Raw genomic sequence first — 25,455 nt, forward strand, 5'->3', positions numbered from 1 at the left:
TAGGTTCAGGCTGCTGTAGACGGGGGTAAGATGTCCGATCTCTACATCGTCCTGGCCCTGCTCTTCGCGGCCATTGTCATGTTTGCGATCGGGCGGCCGCGGATGGACGCGGTCGCGCTGCTGATGATCGTGGCGCTGCCGCTTACAGGGATCATCACGGTCGACCAGGCGCTGGCCGGTTTTGCCGATCCCAACATCATCCTCATCGCCGCGTTGTTCGTGGTCGGGGAGGCGCTGGTCCGGACCGGGGTGGCGAAGGCGCTGGGCGACTGGCTGGTCATGCGCTCCGGCAGCAGCGAATCTAAGCTGATCGCGCTGCTGATGGTCGTGGTCGCCGGGGCCGGCGCGTTCATGAGCTCCACCGGCGTGGTCGCGATCTTCGTCCCGATCGTCCTGCGGATCGCGCGCAATGCCCGCATCCCGGCGGGCCGGTTGATGATGCCGCTGTCGATCGCCGCCTTGCTGAGCGGCATGATGACCCTGGTCGCGACCGCGCCCAACCTGGTGATCCACGCGGAGCTGCAGCGGCATGGCTTGCCCGGCTTCGGGTTCTTCGACTTCACTCCGTTCGGGATTCCGCTGCTCGTGCTGGCGGTCATCTACATGCTCGGGGCGCGGCGCTTTCTGGGTGGTGAAACCGAACTGGCCGAGTCTGCCGGGCGGCCCACGCTCAGCGACTTTGTCGAACGCTATGGGCTGGAAGACCGCGAGTACCGTTTCCACGTCGAAACGGGCTCGCCGCTGATCGGCCGCGCACTCAATGAATTCAATTTGCGCGGCAGCACCGGGATCAATGTCATCGCGATCGAGCGGACCAAGGTCTTCACTCGCGAACTGCTGCGGCCTTACCCGCAGTTCCAGCTGGAGGAGGGGGATGTCGTGATGATCGACATGGTCCGCCCCGATCTCGACCTCGATGAGCTGGAGAGTCTCTACAAGTTCCACCGGCTTCCCCTGGCGGCGCCCTATTTCGGCGATCGCAGCCAGGAGATCGGCATGGCCGAAGTGCTCCTTTCCCCCGATTCCGAGCTGGTCGGAAAGACCGTCGTCGCAAGCGGCTTCCGCACTGAGCACGATCTCTCGGTGGTCGGAATTCGCCGGGCGCGGGAAGTGCTCGATGGACTTGTCGCGGATGTGGTCCTCCGCGCAGGCGACACTCTGCTCGTCATCGGGCCATGGCGCGCGATCGACCACCTGCCGTTTCATTCGGACGATCTGATCGTCCTCAACACCCCGGTGGAGGTCGAGGACGTGGTGCCCCAGGCCTCGCGCGCGCCTTACGCCGTGGCGATCCTGGCGCTGACCGTGTTCCTGCTCGCGACCAACATCGTACCCAACGTCCTGGCCGCCCTGATCGGCTGCCTGATGTTCGGGCTGACCCGCTGCATCGACATGAATTCCGCTTATGAGTCGATCCACTGGAAGACCTTGATCCTGATCGTCGGCATGCTGCCGTTCTCCATCGCACTGGAGGAAGTCGGTGCGACCGGGCTGGTCTCCCAATGGATGCTGTCGATTGTCGGTTCGGGCTCGCTCAGCCTGGTGCTCATCCTGCTGTTCGTGGTGACCTCAACGCTGGGACTGTTCATCTCGAACACAGCGACCGCGGTGCTGATGGCACCTGTGGCCATTGCTATGGCGAAGGCGCTCGACGTGTCGCCTTATCCGCTGGCGATGACCGTAGCGCTCGCCGCATCGGCCGCCTTCATCACCCCGGTGTCCTCGCCGGTGAACATGTTGGTGGTCGGACCCGGGGGCTATCGCTTCGGGGACTTCGTGCGGATCGGCATCCCGCTGACCCTGATAGTGCTGGTGGTGACGGTCCTGCTGGTCCCCATCATCCTGCCCTTCTGAGGCGCAACCGGCCCCTTTGCCCCGGCCCGGCTTTGCGCCATACCTTCCGCCAAACACGAAAAGAGGAGAGCCGAATTGCGCCTGATTGCCACCGAGGAAGCCTGGTCGATTCCCGAAGTCGCCGAGGAACTGCGCAAGACCGCCAACAGCCCGACCCAGAGCCTCGACAAGCTGCTGGTAAAGGGCATCTACGACGCGCCGACCGACACCTCCGGCTACGGCAAGCTCGACTTCCTCACCGGCCTCAAGGACATCGAAGAGCACCGCCTGTCGCAGATGGACGAGTTCGGGGTCGACATGCACCTGCTCGCGCTGACGGCGCCGGGCGTGCAGATGTTCGACGCCGATACGGCGATGGAACTGGCCTCGCTCGCCAACGACCGCCTGGCCGAAATCTGCCGCAAGTACCCGACCCGCTTCGCCGGCCTCGCCAGCTTCGCGCCGCATAGCCCGAAGCGCGCGGCCAAGGAGATGGAGCGGGCGATCAATGAGCTCGGCCTCAACGGCTTCATGATCAACAGCCACACCAACGGCGAATACCTCGACGATCCGAAGTTCTGGCCGATCCTCGAGGCGGCCGAGGCGCTCGACCGGTGCATCTACATCCACCCCCGCGCGGCCAGCGACACGCTCAAGGGTCCGCTGCAGGACTACGGCATGGACAGCGCCATGTGGGGCTACGGCGTGGAAGTCGGCACTCATGCGGTGCGGATGATGGCGGGCGGGGTGTTCGACCACTTCCCCAAGCTCAAGATCTGCATCGGTCACATGGGCGAAGCGGTGCCGTTCTGGCTCTGGCGCATCAACTTCATGAACAGCCGCGCGCAAGTCGTGGGCCGGGCGAAGAAAACCGGCCGCTCGATGGCCGAGTACTTCCAGGACAACTTCGTCATCACCACCAGCGGCGTCGAGGACCCGCTGGCGCTGCGCTATGCGATCGACAAGCTCGGGGTGCAGAACGTGATGTGGGCAATCGACTATCCGTACCAGCCGATGAAGCCGGCGGTCGACTTCATCGAGGCGTTCGAATGCACCGAAGAAGAACGCCACGCCTTGTGCCACGGCAACGCCGAACGCATCTTCCACATCGACCCGGCGTAAGGAACTCTGGCGATGGTTTATGGGCTCTATGGCCTGTGCGTGGCGCTGATGCTGGTGATGCGCTTCGCACCCGATTCATGGGTTGGGTCTGTGCTGAACAAGCACCTGGTCAACAAGCCGCTCGAACACCTGGCAGACTTCGAACGGCATAAGCTGTTCTACCTGGTCATCATGTCGGCTCTGATGATCGGAGGAGGCGAGGTGATCATCCTTCTCGGACCCGAGGTGGTGGCCGCCTACGCGATGCAACTGGCGATCTACTACGATGCGGTCCTGGTGGCCTATGCGCTTGCCGCCGCTGCCGTTGCGCGCAACGTGGTTCGCTACGTTCGGTTGCGCCTGGGCAATGGGAAAGCGGCGAGGCGCCTGGTGGCCGCTCGCCGTCGGCGCAGCCGCCCGGTGAAACGTATGCTGCCGTCCGCCAATGACGACGATGGCCCCGCTGTCTTCGCGCTCGCAGCCTGATCTGAGATGACCGCGCCACTCGCCGGGATCAAAGTCGTCGAGCTGGCGCGCATCCTCGCCGGTCCCTGGGCGGGGCAGGTGCTGGCCGATCTCGGCGCCGAGGTGGTGAAAGTCGAAAGCCCCGAAGGTGACGACACTCGCCGCTGGGGTCCGCCCTTCGTCGAGCACGCGGACGGCACCAAGGACGCGGCCTACTTCCACGCCACCAACCGAGGAAAACGGTCGGTGGTGGCGGACTTCGGCACCGAGGAGGGGCGCGCCAAGGTCCTCGACCTCGTGCGCGACGCGGACGTGTTGATCGAGAACTTCAAGCTTGGCGGGCTGGCCAAGTACGGGCTCGACTACGAAAGCCTGCGGGAAGTGAACCCGCGCCTCGTGTACTGTTCGATCACTGGTTTCGGGCAGGACGGACCCTACGCCTCCCGCGCCGGGTACGACTTCATCGTCCAGGGCATGAGCGGTATCATGGACCTCACCGGCGATCCGCAAGGCGCACCGCAGAAGATCGGCGTGGCCTATGCCGACATCCTCACCGGGCTCTATGCCGTGATCGCGATCCAGGCCGCGCTTCATCAGCGGGAGAGCACCGGGCGCGGGCAGCAGATCGACATGGCGTTGATGGATGTGATGACCGGGACGCTCGCCAATCAGGCGATGAACTACCTTGTCTCAGGTGCGGTGCCGAAGCGGCTGGGCAACGCGCATCCCAATATCTCGCCTTACGAAGCCTTCCCGGTAGCCGACGGGTGGATCATCATCGCGGTCGGCAACGACGGGCAGTTCCGGCGCTTGTCGGACTTGCTCGACCTGCCCGAGCGCGAACAGTGGGCGACCAACGCGGGGCGGGTGCGTGACCGGCATGCGCTCTCGCAGGCGATCTCCGCCCAGACCCGCGACTGGGAGCGTGACGCCTTGCTCGCCGATCTCGAGGAACAGGGCATCCCGGCGGGCCCGATCAACACCGTGGCCGAGGCTTTGGCCGATCCGCAGATCGCGGCGCGGGGCATGGTGCTCGACCTTGGCGAGGGCCTCAAAGGTTTACGCACGCCCATCCGTTTCTCGGATGCGGAACTGACTTTGGGCAAAGCATCCCCCAGGCTTGGCGAGAGTGAGCCATGAAAAGCGTCTCCGCAATTCTTCGTCATTCCCGCGAACGCGGGAACCTAGTCGCATCTGGGAAAGAGCCGACTGGGTCCCCGCGTTCGCGGGGATGACGAGGGTGATTTGATTGGAAGAATGGGAATGAGCATATCGCGCCACCTGGTGGACCCCGAGATTGGGCCGCTTCTCGAACTGCCGTCGCTCGACCTAACGGCAGAGGCACTGCCGGAAATCCGCGCCAACCCGATGTTCACCGGCGCGGAAGTGCCCCCGCCTCCGTTCCCGGTCAGCGAGGCCTACGCGCCCGTCTCCGGCGGCCCGGACGTGCGCCTGGTGGTGATGAACCCACCGTCGCAAGCACAGGGCCGCGCGACGATCCTGCACATCCACGGGGGCGGCATGGTCGTCGGCACGGCCGACCGCGCCGTTGCCGACAAGCCCGCGCTGGCGCTGGAGCACGACTGCGTAGTGGTCTCGGTCGACTACCGCCTCGCACCGGAGACGCCGTTCCCCGGTCCGCAGGAAGACAACTACGCCGCGCTGCTGTGGCTGGCCGATAACGCCGCCTCCCTCGGTGTGGACCCGAAGCGCATCGTGGTCATGGGCGAAAGCGCGGGCGGCGGACTTGCCGCAAGCCTCGCGCTGATGACCCGCGACAGGGGCGGTCCGAAACTGGCGGGACAAGTGCTCATCTACCCGATGCTCGACTGGCGCACGGGCGGACCGGACGACCGCTACAGCAATCGCCACACCGGCGAGTTCATCTGGACGCGCGAGAAGAACCGCTTCGGCTGGGAAGCCCTGCGCGGCGACTACCAGCCTGCCGACACCCACAAGGGTTGGTTCTCGCCCGCGCTGGCCGAAGACCTGTCCGGCCTCGCGCCCGCCTACATCGGTACCGGCGCGCTGGACCTGTTCCTCGACGAGGACCTCGACTATGCACGCCGCTTGATCGATTGCGGGGTGCAGACGGAATTGCACGTCTATCCGGGCGCCATTCATGCGTTTGAAATGGTCCCGGGAACAGGACTGGCCGGACAGGCGGCGATGGATTTGCGGCGCGGGCTCGAACGACTGTTTAGGTAATCGTTGTTGGATCAGACTTCCCCAGAACGGCCGGCGCTCGCGCTGGCCGATTTCCTTCCTGAGCGGTTTCGCCGAGACCTAGGTCCGCGCGCCACCGGGATGGCGGTGGCGTTGGCGCTCGAGGCGGTGCTTCTGCTCCTGCTGCTGTCGCTTGGCTGGTCGATCAACCAGCCGAAGAAACCCAAGGTCGTCGAAGTCCAGTTCAAGGCCAGCGACTACTCGGAGTCGCAGGACGAGACGCCCGAGTCCGACAAAAGCAAGCCGCAGGAAGAGCCCGACTCCCGCCCGACCGAAGCCGTCGTGGAACGGCCCGTAATCGCGCCACCGGCGCCGGTGGTCCCAACCGTCATGCCGCTTCCGCGCCCGCAGCCGACGGTTCCACCTCCGCCCATGGGGCCGCGGCCGATACAAAAGCCCGATCCCAGCAAGCCCTCTTACGGACCTCCCAACAGCGGCTCGTCCGGTGCGATGGGCGATTCCGAACTGGTGGGCACCGCACCGGATGGCCAGCCACTCTATGCGGCAAGTTGGTATCGCCGGCCCCGTGACGGCGAGTTGAGTGGTTATCTGTCCACGGCGACCGGGCCGGGCTGGGGTCTGATCGCCTGCCGCACGGCGCCGGACTTTCGCGTCGAGGATTGCGTCCCTCTGCAGGAGTATCCGCAGGGCTCGATGATCAACCGGGCGATCCTGGCAGCGGCCTGGCAATTCAAGGTTCGTCCTCCGCGACGAGGCGGGCAGGTGCTCGTCGGCTCGTGGGTGCGCATCCGGATCGATTACGATCTGCGACGGGAATAGGCGCCCCGTCAGCCACAAACTGTAACGACCCTGCGAACATGTCGCAGGATTGCGCGCGCGTTTTGGCGCCTTTTCGGTCGGCACACCGCGGGATTGAGCCGAATTCGCCTGAATCCGAGGGACGGACACTTTCCGACAATTTGGTTCACGCGCGGCATACCGGTGCGACAAGGCGGTCCTATCCAGTCATCACGCCGATCGAGGCGCCCCCCCAGTGAAGGACGTACTCAGATGAACACGATTGCCCTCAAGGCCCTTGCCGCCGCCTCGCTTTCCCTCCTCGCTGTCGCCCCTGCCGCGGCGCAGGAAGTCCACGTCACCGTGCACCACGGCGATCTCGACATTGCTACCCCCACCGGAGCCGCGGTCCTCGCCGAACGTCTGGAAATCGGCGCCAAGGCCGCCTGTGGCCGCGTCGACCCGCGCGACATGAAGGCCGGTGCTGCCCTCAGCGAATGCCGTGAAGCCGCGATGCAGAACGCCGTCGAACAGGCCGCCGCCAAGGGCGCGGCTGTCGAAGGCACCGCCCTCGCATCACTCGGCTAATTTCGAATTGTAGATTGCCCCCCAGACGGCCGTCGGGAAACCGGCGGCCGTTTTGCGTCAGGCGGCGCCGAGGCGCTGTAGCCTGGCCTGGAGGGTCTCGCTGTCGAACGGCTTGGTGACGAAACCGTCAGCGCCGGCGGCAATCCCGCGGCCGACGATCGTCGGGTCGTTCTCGGTGGTGCAGAACACTACCTTGGGCCCGCCGCCATCGGGCTGAGCGCGCAGGGCGGTGATGAATTCGATGCCGGACATGATCGGCATGTTCCAGTCGAGCAGGATCAGGTCGGGCATCCCGCCGGCTTCGCAACGAGCGAGCGCTTCCTGGCCGTTCTCGGCCTCCGCCACGGCATAGCCGAGGCTCTCGACCACCCGGCGCGAGACGGCGCGCATGACGCGGGAATCGTCGACGATCAGGCAGCGCCGCACTTGCGCGGCAGCTGGCGCCTCTATCGGGGCGGCCTGCACCGCTTCGGCAGGAGCCGGCTGTGCGCCCTCGTGGGGCGTGGTGCGTTTGATCAACCCGTGAATGAGTAGACCTCCTTGATCCCGTAGACCTGCGCCTTGGCCGGTGCCTGACCCTGAGCCGGGACCTCGACGGGCTCCGGTTCCGCGGCCGCCGGGGCGGGGGTCAGCCGAACATGGAGGTAAGGGATCCAGACATCGCCGAACTCGGCCTTCTGGTACCACAAGTCGACCACATCATAGGACGCCCAGAAGCCATCGGGCTCGCGCAGGCGGATTCCTTCGCCAATGCGCGGGACCGCTGCAAAGCGCAGGCGTTCCTGGCTCTGATGGGTTTCGTTCTGGACTTCGATTTCGATCACTGAACAGGCACCCCAAGACTCCGGGACTCACTCTTAAAGTGCAATCCTTGCCGAATCCCCAACGCGCCGTTCAGTTTATCCCGGGGGGTCCTCCCACGATCCCGCCGTTGTCGTCGGCCTGCGGCGAGGGCGCCGTGCCGAGGTTCACGCTCAGGGTATGCGCGCCACGGATCTTGCCGTCGATGAAGCGGAAGGTGTGGCTGTCGGGCATGCCGCTGGTCGAGTTGCCGAAGCGGCAGTAGATATTGATGACGCCCTTTTCCTCGTCGATCAGGTAGTCCCGGTTGACGATGTAGAGCACGCCCGGCGGCAGCCCGACTTCGCATGAGGCATGCGGGTCGCCGTCGCGGTTGGTGTAGGCCCCGCCTTCAAGGCGAGCGCAGGGCGTCCCCCAGGGGATGTCGGTGAACTTGTCGGCAAAGCCATCGAGGTAAGCGTTGGCGCCGCGGATCATCTCGGCCGGCGCCGTCTTCTGGTACTTGAACAGGTCCGACCAGTCTTCGAGCTTGGTGTACTTCAGGAAGGCATTGGCGTTGAACAGCCAGTCGCCCTTGTCAGTCACCAGGCTGTCGACCCGAAGCACCTTGCCGTCGTGCAGGTAGAGGCGGGTGCCGATCACGTACTGGTGGGCACCCTCGGTGACGATGATCTCGGTAAAGGTCTTGCAGCGCTTGTCGTCATGGAAGCTCATCGCATGGCCGATGGGAAGGGCGGTGTTCCACAGCCCGGCGCCGCGTTCGACGTCGCTCATGTTCTCGAGGAAGCGGACCTTCTCGTGCAGCGGCAGGCCGGCGATATTGCCCGTGCGTTGGGCCTCCACATAGGCGGCGGTGGCGGCCTTGAGCTGGTCACGCGTGCAAGTCGGGCGGTCCTGTAGCGGAGCCCAGGGGCTCGGCGGCGGTCCGCCCTGGGCCAGCGCCGGAGTGGACGCGCCGAACAGGAGCGCGGCGAGTGCGAGTTTCTTTAGCATCTGTGGTCTCCCCCAATCCCTAAATCAGCGCACGTCCTGGATCTGTTCGGACCGGCCTTGTTCGTAAGTGCTCCAGCCTGCGTCGATGCCGTAGGGCCCGCGGATGAAGATCGCTTCGACCCGGCTGATGTTCTCGCCGTCGATCTTGAACAGTTCGCCCAGCTGCCAGGTCCAGTTGATCGGCCGGTGATCGAAGAAGGCGAAGGCGAACACGATCCCGCGCTCGCGATCGACCGCGACGAAGCGGCGGTCGCGGATGCCGGTGACGGCGCCGATCAGCGACTTCTGCAACTGTTCCTTGCAACCCTGCGGCTGGCGCCCGCCCACACCTACGGTTCCCGGAGGACCGGCGGTGATGATGCCGTTCTCGTGGCGCAGGCAGTCGTCGGTGAAGGGGTAGTAGCCCTGGCCGGTGTTCCGCTGGATCGCGTCGAAGTAATAGTTCGAGACGCGGATCAGGTCGGCCCGGCTCTGGCGCTTGTTCTCAGGGACGGCCTGCAGGAAGCTTGGGTGCGGCGCGCCCATCGCCTCGACCGCTTCGCCGGTGGCCGGGAAGGGGTTGCTGCTCGCGGCGGCGGCTGTCGGGCCGAGCGGGCGTTCAGGGCGGGCGGCGATCTGTTCGACTTCGGTGATCTTGCCGTCGACGATCCTCAGCCGGAGCGCGATGCCGACAAGCTCGGGCGCACGCTGCGGGCCGGTTGCTGAGCTCTGGGCCTGTTCCAGTACCGTGCCGAGGAAGGCGACCTGCTGGGTTTCGATGTCAGGGACGTAGAACTGGTATTTCCCCAGACCGCTCGTCGTCGCCCACAGACCCTCGTTGCCGAAGGGCATCTGGATGCCGTTCTCGGTGAAGCGGACGTTCGGGGCGAACAGGGCAGGGTCAACGTTTCCGTCGGCCATCGCCTTGAGGTAGCGGTTGACGAAGCCTTCGAGGCAAGCGCGCTGGCAGGCCTGTGGTTGCTGCGGCGCCTGGGCCGAAGCAGTGGCGGCAAACGTCATGGCCAGCGCGGCAAGCCCCGCGCGAATCGAATTCCTCATTACCCCACTCCCTGTTTATTTTGTCGTATCTAATCAGGTCTTCGGCCGGTTCGCCAGCAAGTCGTCCACCACGCCCGGATCGGCGAGTGTCGAGGTATCTCCGAGGTTGCCGGTGTCGTTCTCGGCGATCTTGCGGAGGATGCGGCGCATGATCTTGCCGCTGCGGGTCTTGGGTAGCGACGGGGCGAACTGGAGCACGTCAGGCGTGGCGATCGGGCCGATCTCGCGGCGGACCCACTGGATCAGCTCCTTGCGCAAGTCCTCGCTGTCCTCGGTGCCCGAGGTCGTGGTGACATAGGCGTAGATGCCCTGGCCCTTGATGTCGTGCGGCATGCCGACGACGGCGGCCTCTGCGACCCTCTCGTGCAGGACCAGGGCGCTCTCGATCTCGGCAGTGCCCATACGGTGGCCGGAGACGTTGATCACGTCATCGATGCGGCCGGTGATCCAGTAGTAGCCGTCCTCGTCCCTCCGGCAGCCGTCGCCGGTGAAGTAGTGGCCGGGGAAGGTGCTGAAGTAGGTCTGGAAGAAGCGCGCATGGTCGCCGTAGACGGTGCGCATCTGGCCGGGCCAGCTGTCGCTGATGACCAGCGCGCCCTCGCAGGCGCCGTGCAGTTCCTTGCCCTCGCCGTCGACTATCGCGGGCTGGACGCCGAACATCGGTTTGCTCGCGCTGCCCGGCTTGAGATCGGTCGCGCCGGGGAGGGGGGTGATCATGTGGCCGCCGGTCTCGGTTTGCCACCAGGTGTCGACGATGGGGCAGCGCGCGCCGCCGACGACGTTGTAGTACCACTCCCAGGCCTCGGGATTGATCGGCTCACCGACTGAGCCGAGCAGGCGCAGGGTGCTGCGGTTGGTCTTCTTCACCCAGTCGTCGCCCTCGCGCATCAAGGCGCGCAGGGCGGTGGGGGCGGCGTAAAAGATCTCGACCTTGTGCTTGTCGACCACTTGCCAGAAGCGGGAAAAGTCCGGGTAGTTCGGCACGCCTTCGAACATGACCGAGATCGCGCCGTTGAGCAGCGGGCCGTAGACCACGTAGCTGTGGCCGGTGACCCAACCGATGTCGGCGGCGCACCAGTAGACTTGTGGGCTACCGTCAAGGTGGGGGCGATAGTCGAAGGTGTACTCGTGGGTCATGCCGACCCACACCGCGTAGCCGCCGGTGGTGTGCAGCACGCCCTTGGGCTTTCCGGTGGAGCCGCTGGTGTAGAGGATAAACAGCGGGTCCTCGGCGCCCATCTCCTCGGCGGGGCATTCAGTGGACTGGCCCGCAACGGCGGTGGCCCAGTCGAGATCACGCCCTTCGACCATCGGCACATCGGCACCTGTGTGGCGCAGCATGATGACCCGACGGACCTTGCCGTGGTGCTCGAGCGCCGCATCGACATTGGCCTTGAGCGGAACGCGCTTGCCGCCGCGCAGACCCTCGTCGGCGGTAATGACCACGTCGCTGTCGCAGTCCTCGATCCGGCTACCGAGCGCTTCAGGTGAGAAGCCGGCGAAGACGATTGAATGGATCGCCCCGATCCGCGCACAGGCCAGCATCGCAACCGCTGCTTCGGGGACCATGGGGAGGTAGATCGTCACCCGGTCGCCCTTGCGGACACCTTCGGCCCGCAGAAGGTTGGCAAAGCGGCAGGTGGCTTCGTGCAGTTCGCGGTAGGTAAGGGTGCGGACGGGAGTAGCCGGATCGTCGGGCTCCCAGATGATCGCGGTCTGGTCGCCCCGCGTGGCGAGGTGCCGGTCGAGGCAATTCGCGGTGAGGTTGAGCGTGCCGTCCTCGAACCAGCGAATGCCGAAAGTGGCTTCGTCGAAGCTGGTATTCTTGACTGTGGTGAAGGGCTTGAGCCAGTCGATCCGCCGCGCTTCCTCGCGCCAGAAGCCTTCAGGATCCTCGACGGACTGGCGGTACTTGTCCGCATAAGCGCCAGCGTCGATCAGGGCGTTCTTCGCCCATTCTTCCGGCACCGGATGGACGACCGCTTCACTCATCACCTGCTCCCATTCTATCTGGAAACAGGGTTAGAGAACCCCGCGCGCTAACGCCAGAGGGCTTCCAGCGCAGGGAGCAGGTGCGCGCGATGCTCAGGAGGTACGCGTTCGAGCAGTTCGGCCTCGAACGCCTCCACGATCCGCCTTCCCGCCGCCAGGCGTTCGCGGCCAGTCTCGGTCAGGTCGAGCCCCCGCGACTTCCCGTCGATCGGCTCCCGCGCGATCAGCCCGGCGTCCTCGATTCGCTTGAGCAGCGGCACCATGTTCGCGCGCTGGATATCGAGCGCGCGGCCGATGGCGCTGGCGGTGATGGCTGGGTTCTCGGCGACCAGAATCAGTACCGATACGTCCGATTGGCGCAGGCCCACTTCGCTCAGCCGGCTTGCCAGTTCCGCAGCCGTCGCGTTTGCGGCGCGGCGCAGCGCATAGCCGGGGTAGGAAGGAAGCGGATCGCGCATAAGCACGACCGTAATGATTGCTGTTGTCCATAGCAACCACGATTGCTATAACTGATAACGAAGTCAGGCGGGATTCCCGCCACGTTCAATCTGAGAGGAACTTTCAAATGGCCATGCCGTCGCAGCCGGATCCGCGTCCGGAATCGGAAACCGTTCGCTTCGATATCGTCGACGGTGTCGCCTGGGTCTATTTCAACCGCCCCGACAAGCGGAACTGCATGAGCCCCAAGCTCAACCGCCGCATGCTGCAGGTTCTCGAAGAGCTCGAGTTCCGTCACGACGTGCAGGTGCTGGTACTGTCGGGCGAAGGTTCGGCCTGGTCGGCCGGCATGGATCTGCTCGAATACTTCCGCATGAGCGAGGCCGAAGGCATCAACGCCACTCGCCGCTCGCAGCGCGAAGCCTACAGCTGGTGGGAACGCCTGCGTTGGTACGAGAAGCCGACCGTCGCCATGATCAACGGCTGGTGCTTCGGCGGTGCGTACGGCCCGCTGTTCGCTTGCGACCTGGCTTTCTGCTCGGACGACGCGCAGTTCGGCCTGTCGGAAATCAACTGGGCGATCCTGCCCGGCGGCGGTGCCTCGAAGGTCGCGGCCGAGCTGATGGGCTTCCGCGACGCCATGTACCACGCGATGATGGGCGAGAACCTGACCGGCAAGCAGGCCGCCGAGAAGGGCATGGTCAATGAGTCGCTCCCGGCCGACAAGCTGCGCGAGCGCGTCCAGCAAGTCGCCGATGTCCTCAAGAAGAAGGACAGCCACGCGCTGCGCGCCACCAAGTGGGCTGTGCGCCGCGTGCGCGAGATGACTTACGACAACGCCGAGGACTACCTGATCCGCGCGCAGGAAGCGCTCAACGACTTCGGTGGTTGGGAAACCCGCAAGGAAGCCACCAAGCAGTTCCTTGACGACAAGACCTTCAAGCCGGGCCTCGGCGCGTTCGACAAGAACAAGGTCCAGGCTGACTAAAACTACTAGAAGTTACTTCGTCATTCCCGCGAAAGCGGGAACCCAGTTGCAGTTCTCCAGAGCTTACTGGGTCCCCGCGTTCGCGGGGATGACGAAAGAGGGTGTGGGCGCTAGGGCAGCCCCGAACGGAGAGGGATTCGATGACCGAGCGGCGTTTCACCAACCAGCAGATCGACCGGCTGCTGCGGCCCAAGTCCGTGGCCGTGATCGGCGCGTCGGACCGCAAGGGGGCGCTCGGCGCCACGCTGCTCAACAACCTCGTCCAGTACGAGTTCGCGGGTGACATCTACCCGGTGAACCCCAAGCGCGACGAACTGCTCGGCCTCAAGGTCTATCACGACGTCAGCGAACTGCCCGAGGGCATCGACTGCGCCGTCCTCGCCATTCCGCGTCCCTTCGTGCTCGACACCGTTCGTCAGCTCGCCGCCCGCAACTGCGGCGCGGTGGTGATCTACTCGGCCGGCTTTTCCGAAGCGGGCGAGGAAGGCATGCGGGACCAGCTCGAACTGGGTCGGATCGCTGCCGAGCACGGCATGGTGATCGAAGGCCCGAACTGCCTCGGCTGCACCAACTACGTCGAGCGGGTCCCGCTGACTTTCGTCGAAACCAACATGATGACGCCGCCCAAGGGCGCACGCGCCGTCGGTGTGGCCAGCCAGTCGGGCGCGCTCGCCGCGGTCCTGGCGACCGCGCTGCATCCGCGCGGCTGCTATGTCTCGACCTCGGTTTCGACCGGCAACGAGGCCGCCTCCGGCGTCGAGGACTACGTCGAGTGGCTGATCGATGACGAGGACACCCACGTCATCGCCATGTACGTCGAGAGCCTGCGCCGCCCGAAGGCGTTCGTCGCCGCGGCTCGCCGCGCTCGCGCTGCCGGCAAGCCTATCGTCATGCTGCACCCGGGCAAGTCGAACAAGGCGCAGGAAAGCGCCGCCACGCACACCGGTGCGATGGCAGGCGACTATGCCTTGATGAAGACCAAGCTCGCCCGCGAAGGCGTGATCTTCGCCGACACGCTGGAAGAGCTTGCCGACATCACCGAGATCGCCCTGCGCTGCCCGGCGCTTCCGGGTGCCAACATGGCGGTGCTCGGCGAAAGCGGCGCCCTGCGTGGCCTGGCGTTCGACATTGCCGAAGACATCGGCCTCGACCTGATCGACCTCAACGACGACAACAGCCCGGTGCTGCGCGCGGTGCTGCCGGACTTCGTGCCGGTTTCGAACCCGACCGACATTACGGCGCTCGGCCTGTCGGAGCCGGAGATCTACACCAAGGTCCTGACCGCGCTGCTCGAGGATGAGCGCGTCGGTTCGGTGGTGGCCTCGATCATCCAGTCGGACCCGATCACCAGCGGCATCAAGTTCCCGCACATCATCAAGGTGCTCGAATCTGGCTCGTTCCCCAAGCCGCTGGTCTTTGCCGGTGTCGACGAGGGCGCGACGGTTCCCGAGGACTACATCGCGGGTCTGCGTAAGGTCGGCATCCCCTGGTTCCCGAGCACCGAGCGCGCCTATCGCGCGATCGCTCGCCTGGCGGACCTCGCCAAGCGCGACCTGACCGACCGTTCGGGCGAGCCGATCGCGGTTCCGGGCATCGACACGGTCGCGGGCGTGGTTCCGGAGTACAAGTCCAAGGAACTGCTCCGGCCGCTCGGCCTCGCGTTCCCTGAGAGCAAGTTCGCAGCCAGCGCTGATGAAGCCGTCGCCGCTGCCGAAGCTATCGGTTATCCGGTGGTGATGAAGGCCCAGGCCGCTGCGCTCGGACACAAGAGCGACGCGGGCGGGGTGATCCTCAACCTCAAGTCGGGTGACGACGTGCGTGCTGCGTTCGACCGCATGTACGCCAACGTCGGGGCTTACGACGCCTCGATCGTGCTCGACGGCGTGCTGGTCGAGAAGATGGGCCGCATGGGCACCGAGATGATCGTCGGCGCCAAGAACGATCCCGAATGGGGTCCGGTCGTCCTGGCCGGCTTCGGCGGCGTAACGGCCGAGATCCTCAAGGACGTGAAGTTGTTCACGCCCGACCTGGATCAGGCGGCGGTGCATGCCGGACTGCTCGAATTGAAGCAGGCCGCATTGCTCAAGGGCTATCGCGGTTCTCCGGCGCTGGACGTTGCGGCGCTGGCCGGGCTGATCGTGCAGATCGGCCGGGTCATGGCCGGCAGCCCCTCAATCCGCGAGGTCGACCTCAACCCAGTCATCATCCATCCCGAGGGCGAAGGTGTCGTCGCGCTGGATGCGTTGATGCTGGTCGACTGACAGCGCGCCTTGACCAACCCACAGGGCTCGCTGATATAGTCGAGTAATACACCTGTGGGTTGAGGGGTAATGACGGAAGAAGCGAACAAGAGCAGCGGTACGCGCCGGGTCTGGGCCTGGGGCGTGCTGATGGCGGTCTTCGGGTTCGGCGCGGCTCAACTCTACCACGTCACTCGGCCTTCGGACTCGCCCGTGGTCTACGAGGAGGGGAGCGTAATTCTCACCCCGGAGGTCGCGTCGGTTCTGGTCGATCCCTCGCGCGGAAGCGACGGCCAACGCGGTGTGAGCGCCGGGCAGATGTTCACGACCGCGAGTGGTGACCGCTGTCGCCAATTCACCCAGGACTACCTGACCGGGGTCGCTTGCCTGCGAGACGGCGATTGGCGCCTGGTCGAGCTACGCCAGGCGGACTTGCCCAAGGTCAAGTGAGCTAGGTGAAGACGTCGGCCAAGCGAGAGGCGGGGCCGAGCACATCCCCAGGAGAAACCATCAAGTTGCTCCCCAGCGCGATCGACAGGCCGAGGGCGGGGTAGATCACCAGGCCGAAGCGCCCACCGGCAGTGGCGCCCGCGTGATGCCAGCGGAGGCGCCCGGCCTTGTCCGTGTCGATCCGCCAGCCCAGCCCGAGCGGTGGCGAGTTGTTCGTCGCCTTGGTCAGCGGGGTGAACAGCAGTGTCCTCTCGGCCTCACTGATCCTGGCGTTCGGCGAAGCGAGGAGGGCGGCACCAAAGCGCGCGGCGTCGGACGGCGTCATCAGCAAACCGGCCCCGGCCCAGCAGAAGGCCGGGTTGTTCGACGGAATGTTGATGTAACCGTCGCTCAACTTGGGCCGGGCTTCGACGGCCAACTGATCGAAGAACATGTTCCGCTCGAACTCGACCATGTAGCCGTTCGCTCGCAAGGGCAGGATCGTCAGCGGGGCGTCCTCGGTCAGGCTGGGCAAGGCGAAAGGCTGGGCGATCTCGCGCTGGATAAGCTCCAGGAAGGGAAGCCCCGCCGCGGCTTCCATGACGATCGAGGCCAGCGTGTAGCCGTACGAGGAATAGCTGACACTCGTGCCGGGTGGGGCAACCAGGGGATCCTCGATGAACAGCGCCATGACCTCCTCGTTCGTGGCATAGCTTCGCGAATAGATCGCACCGCCCGGCGCCGTGATGTCGAAGTCCTTGGCCAGGTAGTGCCGCACGCCGCTCTGATGGGTCAGCAGCTGCTTCATCGTGGTCGTCTTGTGATGATCGGGTAGTTCAGGCAGCCAGGTCGAAATCGGGGCCTCGAGATCAAGCAAGCCAGAGGTGACAAGCTTCGCCGCGGCCACGGTGGTGACGGGCTTGCTGACCGAGCCGAGGCGAAACAGGTGGTCGGTCGTGGCTGGCACATCGAACTCCAGGTTCGACTTGCCATAGGCCTCTGCCCATACGACACCGTCGCTGCGCGCCACCGCCAGCGACAAGGCAGGCGCTCTTGCGGGACCGGCTTCGAAGATCTCGCGGGCGACCACATCGGCCGCACCTGCCTGTTCCGATGACTTCAGCATATCCAAGCGGATGGTCGCGGAATTCGACGTCATTTGGTCAGTCCCCAGGTGCCCTGTGTGCATAATACACCAGCACTACTCAAGTGCACTTGAGGATCGGCAAACGAGCGTTCGAAGCCGATAAACGACAAGCCGGTTCTGCACTTTTCCGGGGGCTCGTCGCCTTATGGCCACCTCCGGTCGTGGTTAACGGCGGTAGGTGGGACCGTTAACACTGCAGACAGGAAAGGGTGCTGATCTCGTCCCAATCCCCAAGGGGGGAAGGGTCGGGATAAACAAAAACATGTCGATTTTTAGCGTCATGCCATTCGCTTCGGCGGACTTGGCCATTGACCTCGGGACTGCGAATACCGTCGTCTATCTCCGCGATCACGGTGTTGTTCTGGCAGAGCCGTCGGTCGTCACCATCGAGACTATCAACGGGATCGATACCGTCCGCGCGGTGGGTGCCGATGCCAAGCTCATGCTGGGCAAGACGCCGGAGAATGTCCGCACGATCCGCCCGCTGCGCAACGGGGTCATCGCCGACCTCGAGATCGCCGAGCACATGATCAAGCATTTCGTACGCAAGGCCCGCGAGCGGCTTGGGCCGCGCCGGTTCAAGAGCCCCGAGATCGTCATCTGCGTTCCCTCCGGCTCGACTGCAGTCGAACGGCGCGCCATTCGCGATGCGGCTTCGAACGCTGGGGCGCGACAGGTGTGGCTGATCGAAGAGCCAATGGCCGCGGCGATCGGCGCCGACTTGCCGGTGGTCCACCCGATCGGCTCGATGGTGGTCGATATCGGCGGTGGCTCGACCGAAGTCGGCGTGATGTCGATCGGCGGGATGAGCACTTCGCTGTCCGAGCGGGTCGGCGGCGATCAGATGGATGAGGCGATCGTCTCCTACGTCCGCCGCCACCACAACCTGCACATCGGCGAGGCCACGGCCGAACGGGTCAAGAAGGAAGCCGGCTCCGCCATTTGCGATGGCAGCGAGGAAGAGATCACCATCCGTGGTCGCGATGCGGTCCGCGGCATTCCGCGCGAAGTCTCGATCAAGCGCTCGGACGTAGCAGACGCTTTGGCGAGCACAGTCTCGCAGATCGTCGATGCGGTGCGCCGCGCGTTGGAAACGACCGCGCCGGAAATCGCCGCCGACATCCTCGAAAACGGCATCGTGATGACGGGAGGCGGTTCGCTGCTCCACGGCATCGACCAGCGCCTGTCGGAGGTAACCGGCCTGCCGGTGCGCGTGGCCGAGGATCCGCTCAATTGCGTCGCATTGGGAGCTGGTCGGGCGCTGGAGGACCACGGCTTCCGGGGGGTCCTGCTGGCGGCGTAGCGCCGCCCAGACGTCAGCGCGCCGCTGCTCGCGGCGCCGGCTTCTTCGTGGCCTGCTTTTCGGTGTAGCGCTTGAGCACGTAGCCTCCCACAGCCGCTGCGACGAGCGTGACCGGGCTCATCCGACGGATGGCCGCGACGATACCTACCCCGATCAGAGCGCCGACCGGGCCACTGACCCCGCGCGCATGTTCTGCCACCTTCGCGCCGGCGATAGCGCCGATCATCTTGCCGATCATGTCAAACTCCTAGGTTGCAACCGTTTAAAGCGGACAACCGGGGGCAGGGTTCCCGCTTACCTTAGAACGCCGCGATCCCGGTGATCGCCCGGCCCAGGATCAGCGCATGGACGTCATGCGTCCCTTCGTAGGTGTTGACGCTTTCCAGGTTCAGCATGTGGCGGATCACCTGGTATTCCTCGGAGATGCCATTACCGCCGTGCATGTCGCGCGCCCAGCGAGCGATCTCCAGCGCCTTGCCGGCGTTGTTGCGCTTGACCAGGCTGATCATCTCGGGCGCGAACCGCCCTTCGTCCATCAGCCGTCCGACCTGGAGCGAACCCTGGAGCCCCAGCGCAATCTCGGTCTCCATGTCGGCGAGTTTCTTCTGGAACAGCTGGTTGGCGGCGAGCGGCCTGCCGAACTGCTTGCGGTCGAGCCCGTATTCGCGTGCCGCGGAAAGGCAGAACTCGGCCGCACCCATCGTGCCCCACGAAATGCCGTAGCGTGCGCGGTTGAGGCAGCCGAACGGGCCCTTCATGCCCTCGACGCCGGGCAGCAGCGCCTCGGCGGGTAGCTTGATCTCGTCCATCATGATCATGCCCGTGGTCGAGGCGCGCAGCGAGAACTTGCCCTCGATCTTGGGTGCGGAAAGTCCGGGCATGCCCTTTTCAAGCAGGAACCCACGGATGCGTCCGTCGTGCGCTTCGCTCTTGGCCCAGACCACGAACAAGTCGGCGAACGGGGAATTGCTGATCCAGGTCTTGCTGCCAGAAAGGACGAACCCGTCGCCATCCTTCCTAGCGTAAGTCCGCATCGAAGCGGGGTCGGAGCCGGCATCGGGCTCGGTCAGGCCGAAGCATCCGATCAACTCTCCGCTCGCGAGGTGCGGCAGGTAGTTGGCCTTCTGCTCCGCCGAACCGTAGGCGTGGATCGGGTACATCACGAGGCTCGATTGGACCGAAGCCATCGAGCGGTAACCCGAGTCCACCCGCTCGATCTCCCGCGCCACCAGGCCATAGGAAACATAGTTGGCGCCGGCCCCACCGAACTCGTCGGGAATGGTCACGCCAAGCAATCCAGCTTCACCCATCAGCGGAAACAGCTCCGGCGCGTCGATCTCGTCGCGGAAGCCTTCGATCACGCGCGGCTGGAGCACGTCTTGAGCGAAACCGCGCGCAGCGTCGCGGATCATGCGCTCCTCTTCGCTCAGCTGGCCTTCGAGGTCGAGCGGGTCCGCCCAGCTGAATGGCACCATGTCTGCAAGTCTCCTTTGCAACCGGTTTAGCGGCTGCGGAGGGTCTCGCCAATCGTTGCAGTGATTACTCGGCGTGTGCCCTTGCGACGGCTTCCTGCAGCACTTCGATCAACTGATCGGGAGGGCAGGGTTTGCTGCAGGCCACAGCGTCGGGATAGCGGCTGCGGACCTCTTCCGGAGGCACGTGGCCGGAGTGGAAGATGATCGGGACACCGGCTTCGACCAATTCATCAGCCAGCGGATAAACCTCTCCGTCGCTGGTCTGGATGTCCAGGATCGCGCAGTCGGGCATGCCGCCCCTGATGGAGGCCAGCGCCCGCTTCTTGTCGGGGAAGGGACCCTCCAGCGCGTACCCGAGGTCTTTCACCGTTTCCGACAAGTCGAGCGCAATGATGAACTCGTCTTCAACGACAAGCACCGTCGGCCTGTCATACGCAGTGGAGCGCGCCATCTCTCAGGTCTCCCGGGCCGACATCTAGGCCCAAGTAACATAAGTCGAGCGTTACCCGATTGTTCCCGTGGCGCGCTTAGAGCTTTCCGAACTTTGCCTCGTATCCGGAGGTATCGCCCGCGGCCAGGAGGCGCGCCTGGGTGGGCCAGTCGTCGCGGCGGATGCGGCCTTGGAAGCGGCCGAGCTGGGCGTCGATGCGGTCGATCTCGGCATCGTCCCAGGCCGCAATCTGGGCGAAAGTGCTTACGCCGAGGTCCTTCAATTGCAGCGCGATCTTGGGGCCGAGGCCCTTGATCCGGGTAAGGTCGTCGGCGGGTCCAGACGAAGCTGGCGCCACGGTAGGCGCAGGCGCTGGAGTCGGCTCTGGGGTCGGTTCAGGGATCGGCTCAGGTGCTGGTTCAGGCGCCACTTCGACTGGAGCGGCCGCTGCGGCAACCGCCTCACCCACGCCGGCAAGGCCGACCGGGGTCTGTGGCGGAATCTCGACTTGAGGCGCAGCCGCTGGCCGAGCGTCGATCAGGGCCTGATTTCGCTTGGCCGGCGCTCCGTCCTCGCTGCGGCTGATGTCCACTTTGGTCCGGCGCGAGGCGACCAGCACCCACCACGCGGTGAGCAGCCCGATGACCAATGCGATGACCAGGAAGATCCAGTTCTCATGCACCAGCTCAACCATCAGCCATCTCCTTGCTCAATTCTCGGCCCCAGAGGATCCAACCGATCGCGATCCCCACCACGTAGGCGACCAGCATCAGCACCAGCAGTTCCATCCAGATTGGCATGTATCGGTCTTTAGGGGGCGAAGCCGTCGCTTTGCAATCTCTCCGCCGAAATGACCGGTCTAGCGTGGGCCAGGGGTGTCGACGGGTGTCGGCTTGATCGGCTGAAGCGCAAGCACGCTGAACTCGATCCGCCGGTTCGCGGGATCGGAAGAGTCGAGACCCTCAACGGGCGAGCGCGAGCCTAGCCCGCGCGTGCGCAGCCCATCAGCCGGAATGCCCCGCGCGATCAGCGCATCGCGAACCGCGCGAGCTCGGGCGAGCGATAGTTGGACATTGCCTGCTTCCGAACCAGAAGAATCAGTATGCCCGGTAATGGCGATGATGCTGCCGAGGCATGGTCGCAGAGCTGCGGCCACTTCGTCGACCAGTTCTCCGCTCGCCACCTGGATCCGCGACGACCCTTCCTCGAACCGGAGGGTGCGGGCGTTCAGCAGAGCTTCGACATCGTCCTGGCAGTGCTGAGGCTTGATCGATGTCTGAGTAGTCACTGCCAGAGCGGTGCCATCCACCCACGTAACGCCTCCGACGCCGTGAATGGCCGCGACGGCCTTGGCCACGCGGTCACGGGTGCCTTCGTCGAGCTTCTCTCCGCCGCTGAGCAGCGGATGGCGCGATGGCGCTCCGTTTGCCGTGGCGAACCGGGCCCGCACCGGCGCACCGTTTGCCTTCGCGATTGCCACCTTGGCCTGGGCGTCGAGACTGGCCGCCATGTCCCTCCCATTCAGCGCGCTCGCCAGGAAAGCGAGCGCGGCAACGGGTAGGAAGCCGAGCGATACGACGATTGGGCTACGCAACATGGGCATCGCGCAGACCCTAGCTTGATCGGTTGCCGCGCGTCGAGAGGAAGCTAGTGCCCCTCTTCAACCTCTTCCTGCTTGACCTTGCGGGCGAACAGGACGCGGTCTTCGGGTCCGAAGCCTCGGGTCCAGATGATCCAGCCATAGACGGCCATCAGAGTGGGAATGCCGATCACCAGCTGCGCCCATTCCGGCATCCGGATCACAAGCTGCCCGACTACCACCGCCGCGGCCGATGCCACGACCAGCGCCCAGCGCCAGTTGTTGATCGCGCGGCCGACTATCCGGCTGAGCATGATGGCCTTGATCACCGACGAAACCCCAAGCGCGAGCATCAGCGATGCGGCCACGGCGGCGGCGCGCCAGCCGTCGTTGAACTCCAGTTTATCGGCCAGCAGCATGGCGCCCACTGTCAGCCCGGCCTGCAGCGCGATCGTGCCGAACGAGACCCACAGGTTCCGCAGCCTGGCGACGTAAATGAGGGCGGCTTCCGATACGACAGCCGTCGCGGCGACGACCTCGGCCGCGAGGAGGAAGCCGAGTGCGCCGGTGGCGCCGACGAAGTGCGGGCCGACCAGTCCCATGATCGCCTCGCCCGGAATGCCGAGCGCCAGGCCAACGCCCGCCTGGGCGGCGGTGATCCAGAAGCCGACCTGGCAGACCTGTTTGGCAATTGCGGCGTAGTCCTTTTCCTTGAGCTTGCGCGTCAGGACGGGGCCGAGGATCGGTTCGAAGCTGGTCTTGAGCTTCTGCGGAAGGCTCGCGACTTGCTGGGCCACGTAGTAGATGCCGACCGCGGCCGGGGCGGCGAACAGGCCGAGGATGAAGATGTCGAGCCGGCGGGTGCCCCATTCGATCGTATCTGCGGCGGCGACCGGCAGGCCGCGTGTGGCCATGCGCGCGATCCGCTTCGGATTGAAACGCCACCCGCGCGGTAGCCCGTAGCTCTTGAAGAACGGCCAGGCGGCGGTCAGCAGGGCGGCGTAGATCGAGATGATGTAGGCGAGCGACAGCCCGCTCTGCGGCGCCACGAACGCCAGCACCCCGGCCATGATCGAAATGGTCCACGGCTCCACCACCGCTCGGGCACGGACGGTTGCTGCCACGTCGTAGCGGTAGGCCTGCGCCGCCAGCAGGATCTCGGTGGCGGCCAGGGCCGGGATCGCCAGCACCAGCAGGCGGTCAACTTCGGTATAGATTCCGCTCGGGAACATGGGTGCCGGCACGAACCAGAGCGCCACGCTCGCCACGACGCCGGCGAGCAGGGCTGCCGCCAGGCCGTCAAACACCAAATGGGTCGGGTCCTCGTCGCCTTCGGAGAGGCGCTGCGCCAGGCCGCGCTTTTCGCCGAAAGTGCAGACCATCGCCGCCAGCTCGACGATGACCAGCGCCGAAGCGAAGCGGCCCAGGGCATCCGGGCCGTAGAAACGTCCGGCGATGAACAGGAACGGCAGCCTCGCGGCTAACCGCAGGAGGAAGCCGAGCAGGTTGGTCCGCCCGCCTTTCGCCAGCACGGCAAGATCGCCGCCGGGAGCCTCGCCCGCAGCGGGCGTCAAATCGCTGGCCTTTCAGGCAGCGGCGAAGGCTGATCTTCGGCCGTTAGCGGGCGCGCGAGAATACGGGAGACCACCTCGAGCGCAGGCGCGCCTTCGAGGAGGTGCCCTACCGACTCTACGATCGGCATGCTTACCCCGTGCTTTTGTGCAAGCTCGACAAGGATGGGCGCGGTGTGGGCGCCTTCGGCGACGGTATGGCGTTCGCGCATCAGGGCCTTGGGATCCTGTCCCTGCCCAAGCGCCACTCCGAGCGAGAAGTTACGGCTGGAGGTCGACGAACAGGTCAGGACCAGGTCGCCCAGGCCACAAAGGCCGGCGAGTGTCGCCCGTTGCGCGCCAAGGGCTTCGCCGAAGCGCTGCATTTCGGCGTAGCCGCGAGCGATGAGCGCGGCGCGGGCGTTCTGGCCGAGGCCCAGCCCTTCGACGACCCCGCAGGCGATGGCGAGCACGTTCTTTACTGCTCCGCCAACCTCGGCGCCGGTCAAGTCGTCGCTGTAATAGGGACGGAAGGCCGGGCGGGCGATCGCCGTGGCAAGACGCTGCCACTGGGCCTCGCCTCCGCCACAGGCAAGGGTGACCGCGGTGGGCAGGCCCGCTGCGACTTCGTGGGCGAACGTCGGGCCGGAGAGGACCGCGATCTCGCTGCCGGGCGCAGCCTCTGCCGCCACCTGGTGCATCATGCGACCGCTGCTGGCCTCGATACCTTTGGCGCAGAGCACGAGGTCGCGTGGGTAAGTCGTCATCCGTCCCATCGTCGTGGCGAGGTGCTGGGCCGGGGTGACCAGCAGCAGCAGTTCGCATCCGGCGGTGTCGGCGAGGTCGCTGGTGGCGCGGATCGTCGGTGCCAGCGCGGCTGAGGGCAGGAACAGGGAGTTGGTGTGGCGGGTGTTGATTTCATCCGCCAACTCGGGCTCGAGCACCCACAGCATGACCTCGCGACCATCGGAAGCGAGCATCTGGGCGAGCGCGGTGCCCCAGGCACCAGCGCCGACCACACCGATCGACGGCGCGCTCACGCCTTGACCCCCGCGCCCCGCACCGGCGCTGCGTCCGGATCGAGAGGCCAGCGCGGCCGGGCGGCAACGTCGAGCGGATCGCCAGCGCGGCCCTTCTCAAGCCACTCCTGACCAGCCCAGGCGATCATCGCGGCGTTATCCGTGCACAGAGCCAGCGGCGGGGCGACGAAGCGGAGGCCGCGGTTGGCGGCGAGTTGCTCGAGCGCCGCGCGTACGCTGCGGTTGGCGGCGACACCGCCAGCGACGACCAGCGCGGTCACGTCGCCCATCGCGGCAAGGGCGCGGGTTGTGCGGTCGAGGATGCAGTCGATCGCGGCCTGCTGGAAGCTCGCGGCGATATCGGCCGCTTGGTACTTCCCGCTGTCATGCGCGCGCAGGACGGCGCTCTTGAGGCCGGCAAAGGAGAAGTGCGGTTCTTCGCTTCCGAACAGCGGGCGGGGCAGGGGGACGGCCTTGGCGTTGCCTTCGGCCGCGAGCCGTTCGACAGCCGGGCCGCCGGGGAAGCCGAGGCGCAGGATCTTGGCGGTCTTGTCGAACGCTTCGCCCAGCGCGTCGTCAATCGTGGTTGCCAGGCGCCGGTAGTGGCCGACGCCGTCGACCCGCAGCACCTGGCAATGGCCGCCCGAAACCAGCAGCAGCGCATAGGGGAACTGAAGGTCGGGGTCCGCAAGCCGCGGGCTCAGAGCGTGGCCTTCGAGGTGGTTGATCGCCAGCAGCGGACGGTCGCTCGCCATGGCGAGGGCCTTGGCGGTAACGAGGCCAACCATGACCCCGCCGATCAGCCCTGGTCCAGCCGTCGCGGCGATCGCCGAACAATCGTTGAGCGAGAGATTCGCGTCCTTGAGTACGCGCTCGATCAGGGGCGTCAGGCGTTCAGCATGGGCTCGGGCGGCGATCTCTGGAACCACGCCACCGTAGGGTGCGTGGCTGTCGTCTTGCGAAGCGATGGCCTGGGCGAGAATGCGACGGTCTTCCGTCACCAGCGCCGCGGCTGTCTCGTCGCAACTGCTCTCGATGCCCAGTACGATCCTCATCCGGTGCTTCCACTGGACGCAAATGAC

26 protein-coding genes are annotated in these 25,455 nt (G+C 65.6%); 11 read left to right on the plus strand and 15 right to left on the minus strand.

The features are described from left to right. Positions 1-30: 30 nt before the first annotated feature. The 7 genes from ASD76_RS01180 to ASD76_RS01210 all read left to right on the plus strand — a co-directional run bounded on the left by ASD76_RS01180 (position 31) and on the right by ASD76_RS01210 (position 6,951). Positions 31-1,854 (plus strand): SLC13 family permease, encoded by a 1,824-nt coding sequence (locus ASD76_RS01180; RefSeq protein WP_055917300.1) that lies wholly within the window; start codon positions 31-33, stop codon positions 1,852-1,854. Positions 1,855-1,929: 75 nt separating this feature from the next. After that, positions 1,930-2,955: an amidohydrolase family protein gene (locus tag ASD76_RS01185; RefSeq protein ID WP_055917302.1), complete on the plus strand. Its 1,026-nt coding sequence runs from the start codon at positions 1,930-1,932 to the stop codon at positions 2,953-2,955. A gap of 12 nt (positions 2,956-2,967) precedes the next feature. Next, complete coding sequence (locus ASD76_RS01190; RefSeq protein WP_055917305.1) at positions 2,968-3,420, plus strand: hypothetical protein; 453 nt, start codon at positions 2,968-2,970, stop codon at positions 3,418-3,420. Between the two features lie 6 nt (positions 3,421-3,426). After that, positions 3,427-4,539: a CaiB/BaiF CoA transferase family protein gene (locus ASD76_RS01195; RefSeq protein ID WP_055917307.1), complete on the plus strand. Its 1,113-nt coding sequence runs from the start codon at positions 3,427-3,429 to the stop codon at positions 4,537-4,539. Positions 4,540-4,662: 123 nt separating this feature from the next. Beyond that, on the plus strand, positions 4,663-5,607 hold the full coding sequence (locus tag ASD76_RS01200) for an alpha/beta hydrolase (RefSeq protein WP_055917310.1): 945 nt from the start codon (positions 4,663-4,665) through the stop codon (positions 5,605-5,607). A 6-nt stretch (positions 5,608-5,613) separates the two neighbouring features. Then, positions 5,614-6,405, plus strand: a complete 792-nt coding sequence (locus tag ASD76_RS01205) for a hypothetical protein (protein ID WP_055922771.1) — start codon at positions 5,614-5,616, stop codon at positions 6,403-6,405. Between the two features lie 231 nt (positions 6,406-6,636). After that, positions 6,637-6,951 (plus strand): UrcA family protein, encoded by a 315-nt coding sequence (locus tag ASD76_RS01210; protein ID WP_055917314.1) that lies wholly within the window; start codon positions 6,637-6,639, stop codon positions 6,949-6,951. Positions 6,952-7,008: 57 nt separating this feature from the next. Here ASD76_RS01210 and ASD76_RS01215 read toward each other — a convergent pair whose 3' ends face one another. The 6 genes from ASD76_RS01215 to ASD76_RS01240 all read right to left on the minus strand — a co-directional run bounded on the left by ASD76_RS01215 (position 7,009) and on the right by ASD76_RS01240 (position 12,233). Further along, the gene (locus tag ASD76_RS01215; RefSeq protein ID WP_055922774.1) at positions 7,009-7,377 is read right to left on the minus strand and encodes a response regulator; all 369 of its coding nucleotides are present in this window, start codon (positions 7,375-7,377) and stop codon (positions 7,009-7,011) included. An 89-nt stretch (positions 7,378-7,466) separates the two neighbouring features. Beyond that, complete coding sequence (locus ASD76_RS01220; protein WP_082553547.1) at positions 7,467-7,775, minus strand: hypothetical protein; 309 nt, start codon at positions 7,773-7,775, stop codon at positions 7,467-7,469. A gap of 70 nt (positions 7,776-7,845) precedes the next feature. Further along, positions 7,846-8,745, minus strand: a complete 900-nt coding sequence (locus ASD76_RS01225; protein ID WP_055917319.1) for a hypothetical protein — start codon at positions 8,743-8,745, stop codon at positions 7,846-7,848. 24 nt (positions 8,746-8,769) lie between these two features. Next, the gene (locus ASD76_RS01230) at positions 8,770-9,783 is read right to left on the minus strand and encodes a hypothetical protein (RefSeq protein ID WP_156457502.1); all 1,014 of its coding nucleotides are present in this window, start codon (positions 9,781-9,783) and stop codon (positions 8,770-8,772) included. Positions 9,784-9,816: 33 nt separating this feature from the next. After that, complete coding sequence (gene acs / locus ASD76_RS01235) at positions 9,817-11,775, minus strand: acetate--CoA ligase (protein WP_055917327.1); 1,959 nt, start codon at positions 11,773-11,775, stop codon at positions 9,817-9,819. A gap of 47 nt (positions 11,776-11,822) precedes the next feature. Beyond that, positions 11,823-12,233 (minus strand): MarR family winged helix-turn-helix transcriptional regulator, encoded by a 411-nt coding sequence (locus tag ASD76_RS01240; RefSeq protein ID WP_055917328.1) that lies wholly within the window; start codon positions 12,231-12,233, stop codon positions 11,823-11,825. A 107-nt stretch (positions 12,234-12,340) separates the two neighbouring features. Between ASD76_RS01240 and ASD76_RS01245 the strand changes: the two genes are divergently transcribed. The 3 genes from ASD76_RS01245 (at position 12,341) to ASD76_RS01255 (ending at position 15,891) form a co-directional block, all read left to right on the plus strand. Beyond that, positions 12,341-13,201 (plus strand): p-hydroxycinnamoyl CoA hydratase/lyase, encoded by an 861-nt coding sequence (locus ASD76_RS01245; protein ID WP_156457503.1) that lies wholly within the window; start codon positions 12,341-12,343, stop codon positions 13,199-13,201. Between the two features lie 140 nt (positions 13,202-13,341). Beyond that, the gene (locus tag ASD76_RS01250) at positions 13,342-15,462 is read left to right on the plus strand and encodes an acetate--CoA ligase family protein (protein WP_055917331.1); all 2,121 of its coding nucleotides are present in this window, start codon (positions 13,342-13,344) and stop codon (positions 15,460-15,462) included. Between the two features lie 69 nt (positions 15,463-15,531). Beyond that, positions 15,532-15,891, plus strand: coding sequence for a hypothetical protein (locus ASD76_RS01255; protein WP_055917335.1), 360 nt, complete (start codon positions 15,532-15,534; stop codon positions 15,889-15,891). Position 15,892: 1 nt separating this feature from the next. On the opposite strand, the gene ASD76_RS01260 is transcribed toward ASD76_RS01255, so the two are convergent. Beyond that, a complete protein-coding gene (locus tag ASD76_RS01260; protein WP_162249627.1) occupies positions 15,893-17,029 on the minus strand; it encodes a serine hydrolase domain-containing protein in 1,137 nt (378 codons plus the stop codon). Positions 17,030-17,279: 250 nt separating this feature from the next. Here ASD76_RS01260 and ASD76_RS01265 point away from each other — a divergent pair, with 250 nt between their 5' ends. Then, complete coding sequence (locus ASD76_RS01265) at positions 17,280-18,320, plus strand: rod shape-determining protein (RefSeq protein WP_055917341.1); 1,041 nt, start codon at positions 17,280-17,282, stop codon at positions 18,318-18,320. 13 nt (positions 18,321-18,333) lie between these two features. Here ASD76_RS01265 and ASD76_RS01270 read toward each other — a convergent pair whose 3' ends face one another. The 8 genes from ASD76_RS01270 to tsaD form a co-directional block, all read right to left on the minus strand. Continuing rightward, positions 18,334-18,558, minus strand: coding sequence for a hypothetical protein (locus ASD76_RS01270; protein ID WP_055917344.1), 225 nt, complete (start codon positions 18,556-18,558; stop codon positions 18,334-18,336). 61 nt (positions 18,559-18,619) lie between these two features. Further along, entirely contained in the window at positions 18,620-19,795 is a 1,176-nt protein-coding gene (locus ASD76_RS01275) for an acyl-CoA dehydrogenase (protein ID WP_055917346.1), read from the minus strand. A 64-nt stretch (positions 19,796-19,859) separates the two neighbouring features. Next, on the minus strand, positions 19,860-20,246 hold the full coding sequence (locus ASD76_RS01280; protein WP_055917349.1) for a response regulator: 387 nt from the start codon (positions 20,244-20,246) through the stop codon (positions 19,860-19,862). 76 nt (positions 20,247-20,322) lie between these two features. Next, on the minus strand, positions 20,323-20,919 hold the full coding sequence (locus ASD76_RS01285) for a helix-hairpin-helix domain-containing protein (RefSeq protein ID WP_055917351.1): 597 nt from the start codon (positions 20,917-20,919) through the stop codon (positions 20,323-20,325). Positions 20,920-21,084: 165 nt separating this feature from the next. Further along, positions 21,085-21,828, minus strand: a complete 744-nt coding sequence (locus ASD76_RS01290) for an OmpA family protein (protein WP_055917354.1) — start codon at positions 21,826-21,828, stop codon at positions 21,085-21,087. Between the two features lie 44 nt (positions 21,829-21,872). Then, positions 21,873-23,378, minus strand: a complete 1,506-nt coding sequence (locus ASD76_RS01295) for a lipopolysaccharide biosynthesis protein (protein WP_055917357.1) — start codon at positions 23,376-23,378, stop codon at positions 21,873-21,875. Beyond that, positions 23,375-24,394 carry an NAD(P)H-dependent glycerol-3-phosphate dehydrogenase gene (locus ASD76_RS01300; protein ID WP_082553549.1) on the minus strand — a complete coding sequence of 340 codons (1,020 nt, stop codon included), beginning with the start codon at positions 24,392-24,394 and terminating at the stop codon, positions 23,375-23,377. The genes ASD76_RS01295 and ASD76_RS01300 overlap by 4 nt, the downstream gene beginning before the upstream one ends. After that, the gene (tsaD, locus tag ASD76_RS01305; protein WP_055917361.1) at positions 24,391-25,428 is read right to left on the minus strand and encodes a tRNA (adenosine(37)-N6)-threonylcarbamoyltransferase complex transferase subunit TsaD; all 1,038 of its coding nucleotides are present in this window, start codon (positions 25,426-25,428) and stop codon (positions 24,391-24,393) included. Before tsaD ends, ASD76_RS01300 begins: the two co-directional genes overlap by 4 nt. Positions 25,429-25,455: the final 27 nt, after the last annotated feature.

It is taken from the genome of Altererythrobacter sp. Root672 (assembly GCF_001427865.1).
Taxonomy (GTDB): domain Bacteria; phylum Pseudomonadota; class Alphaproteobacteria; order Sphingomonadales; family Sphingomonadaceae; genus Croceibacterium_A.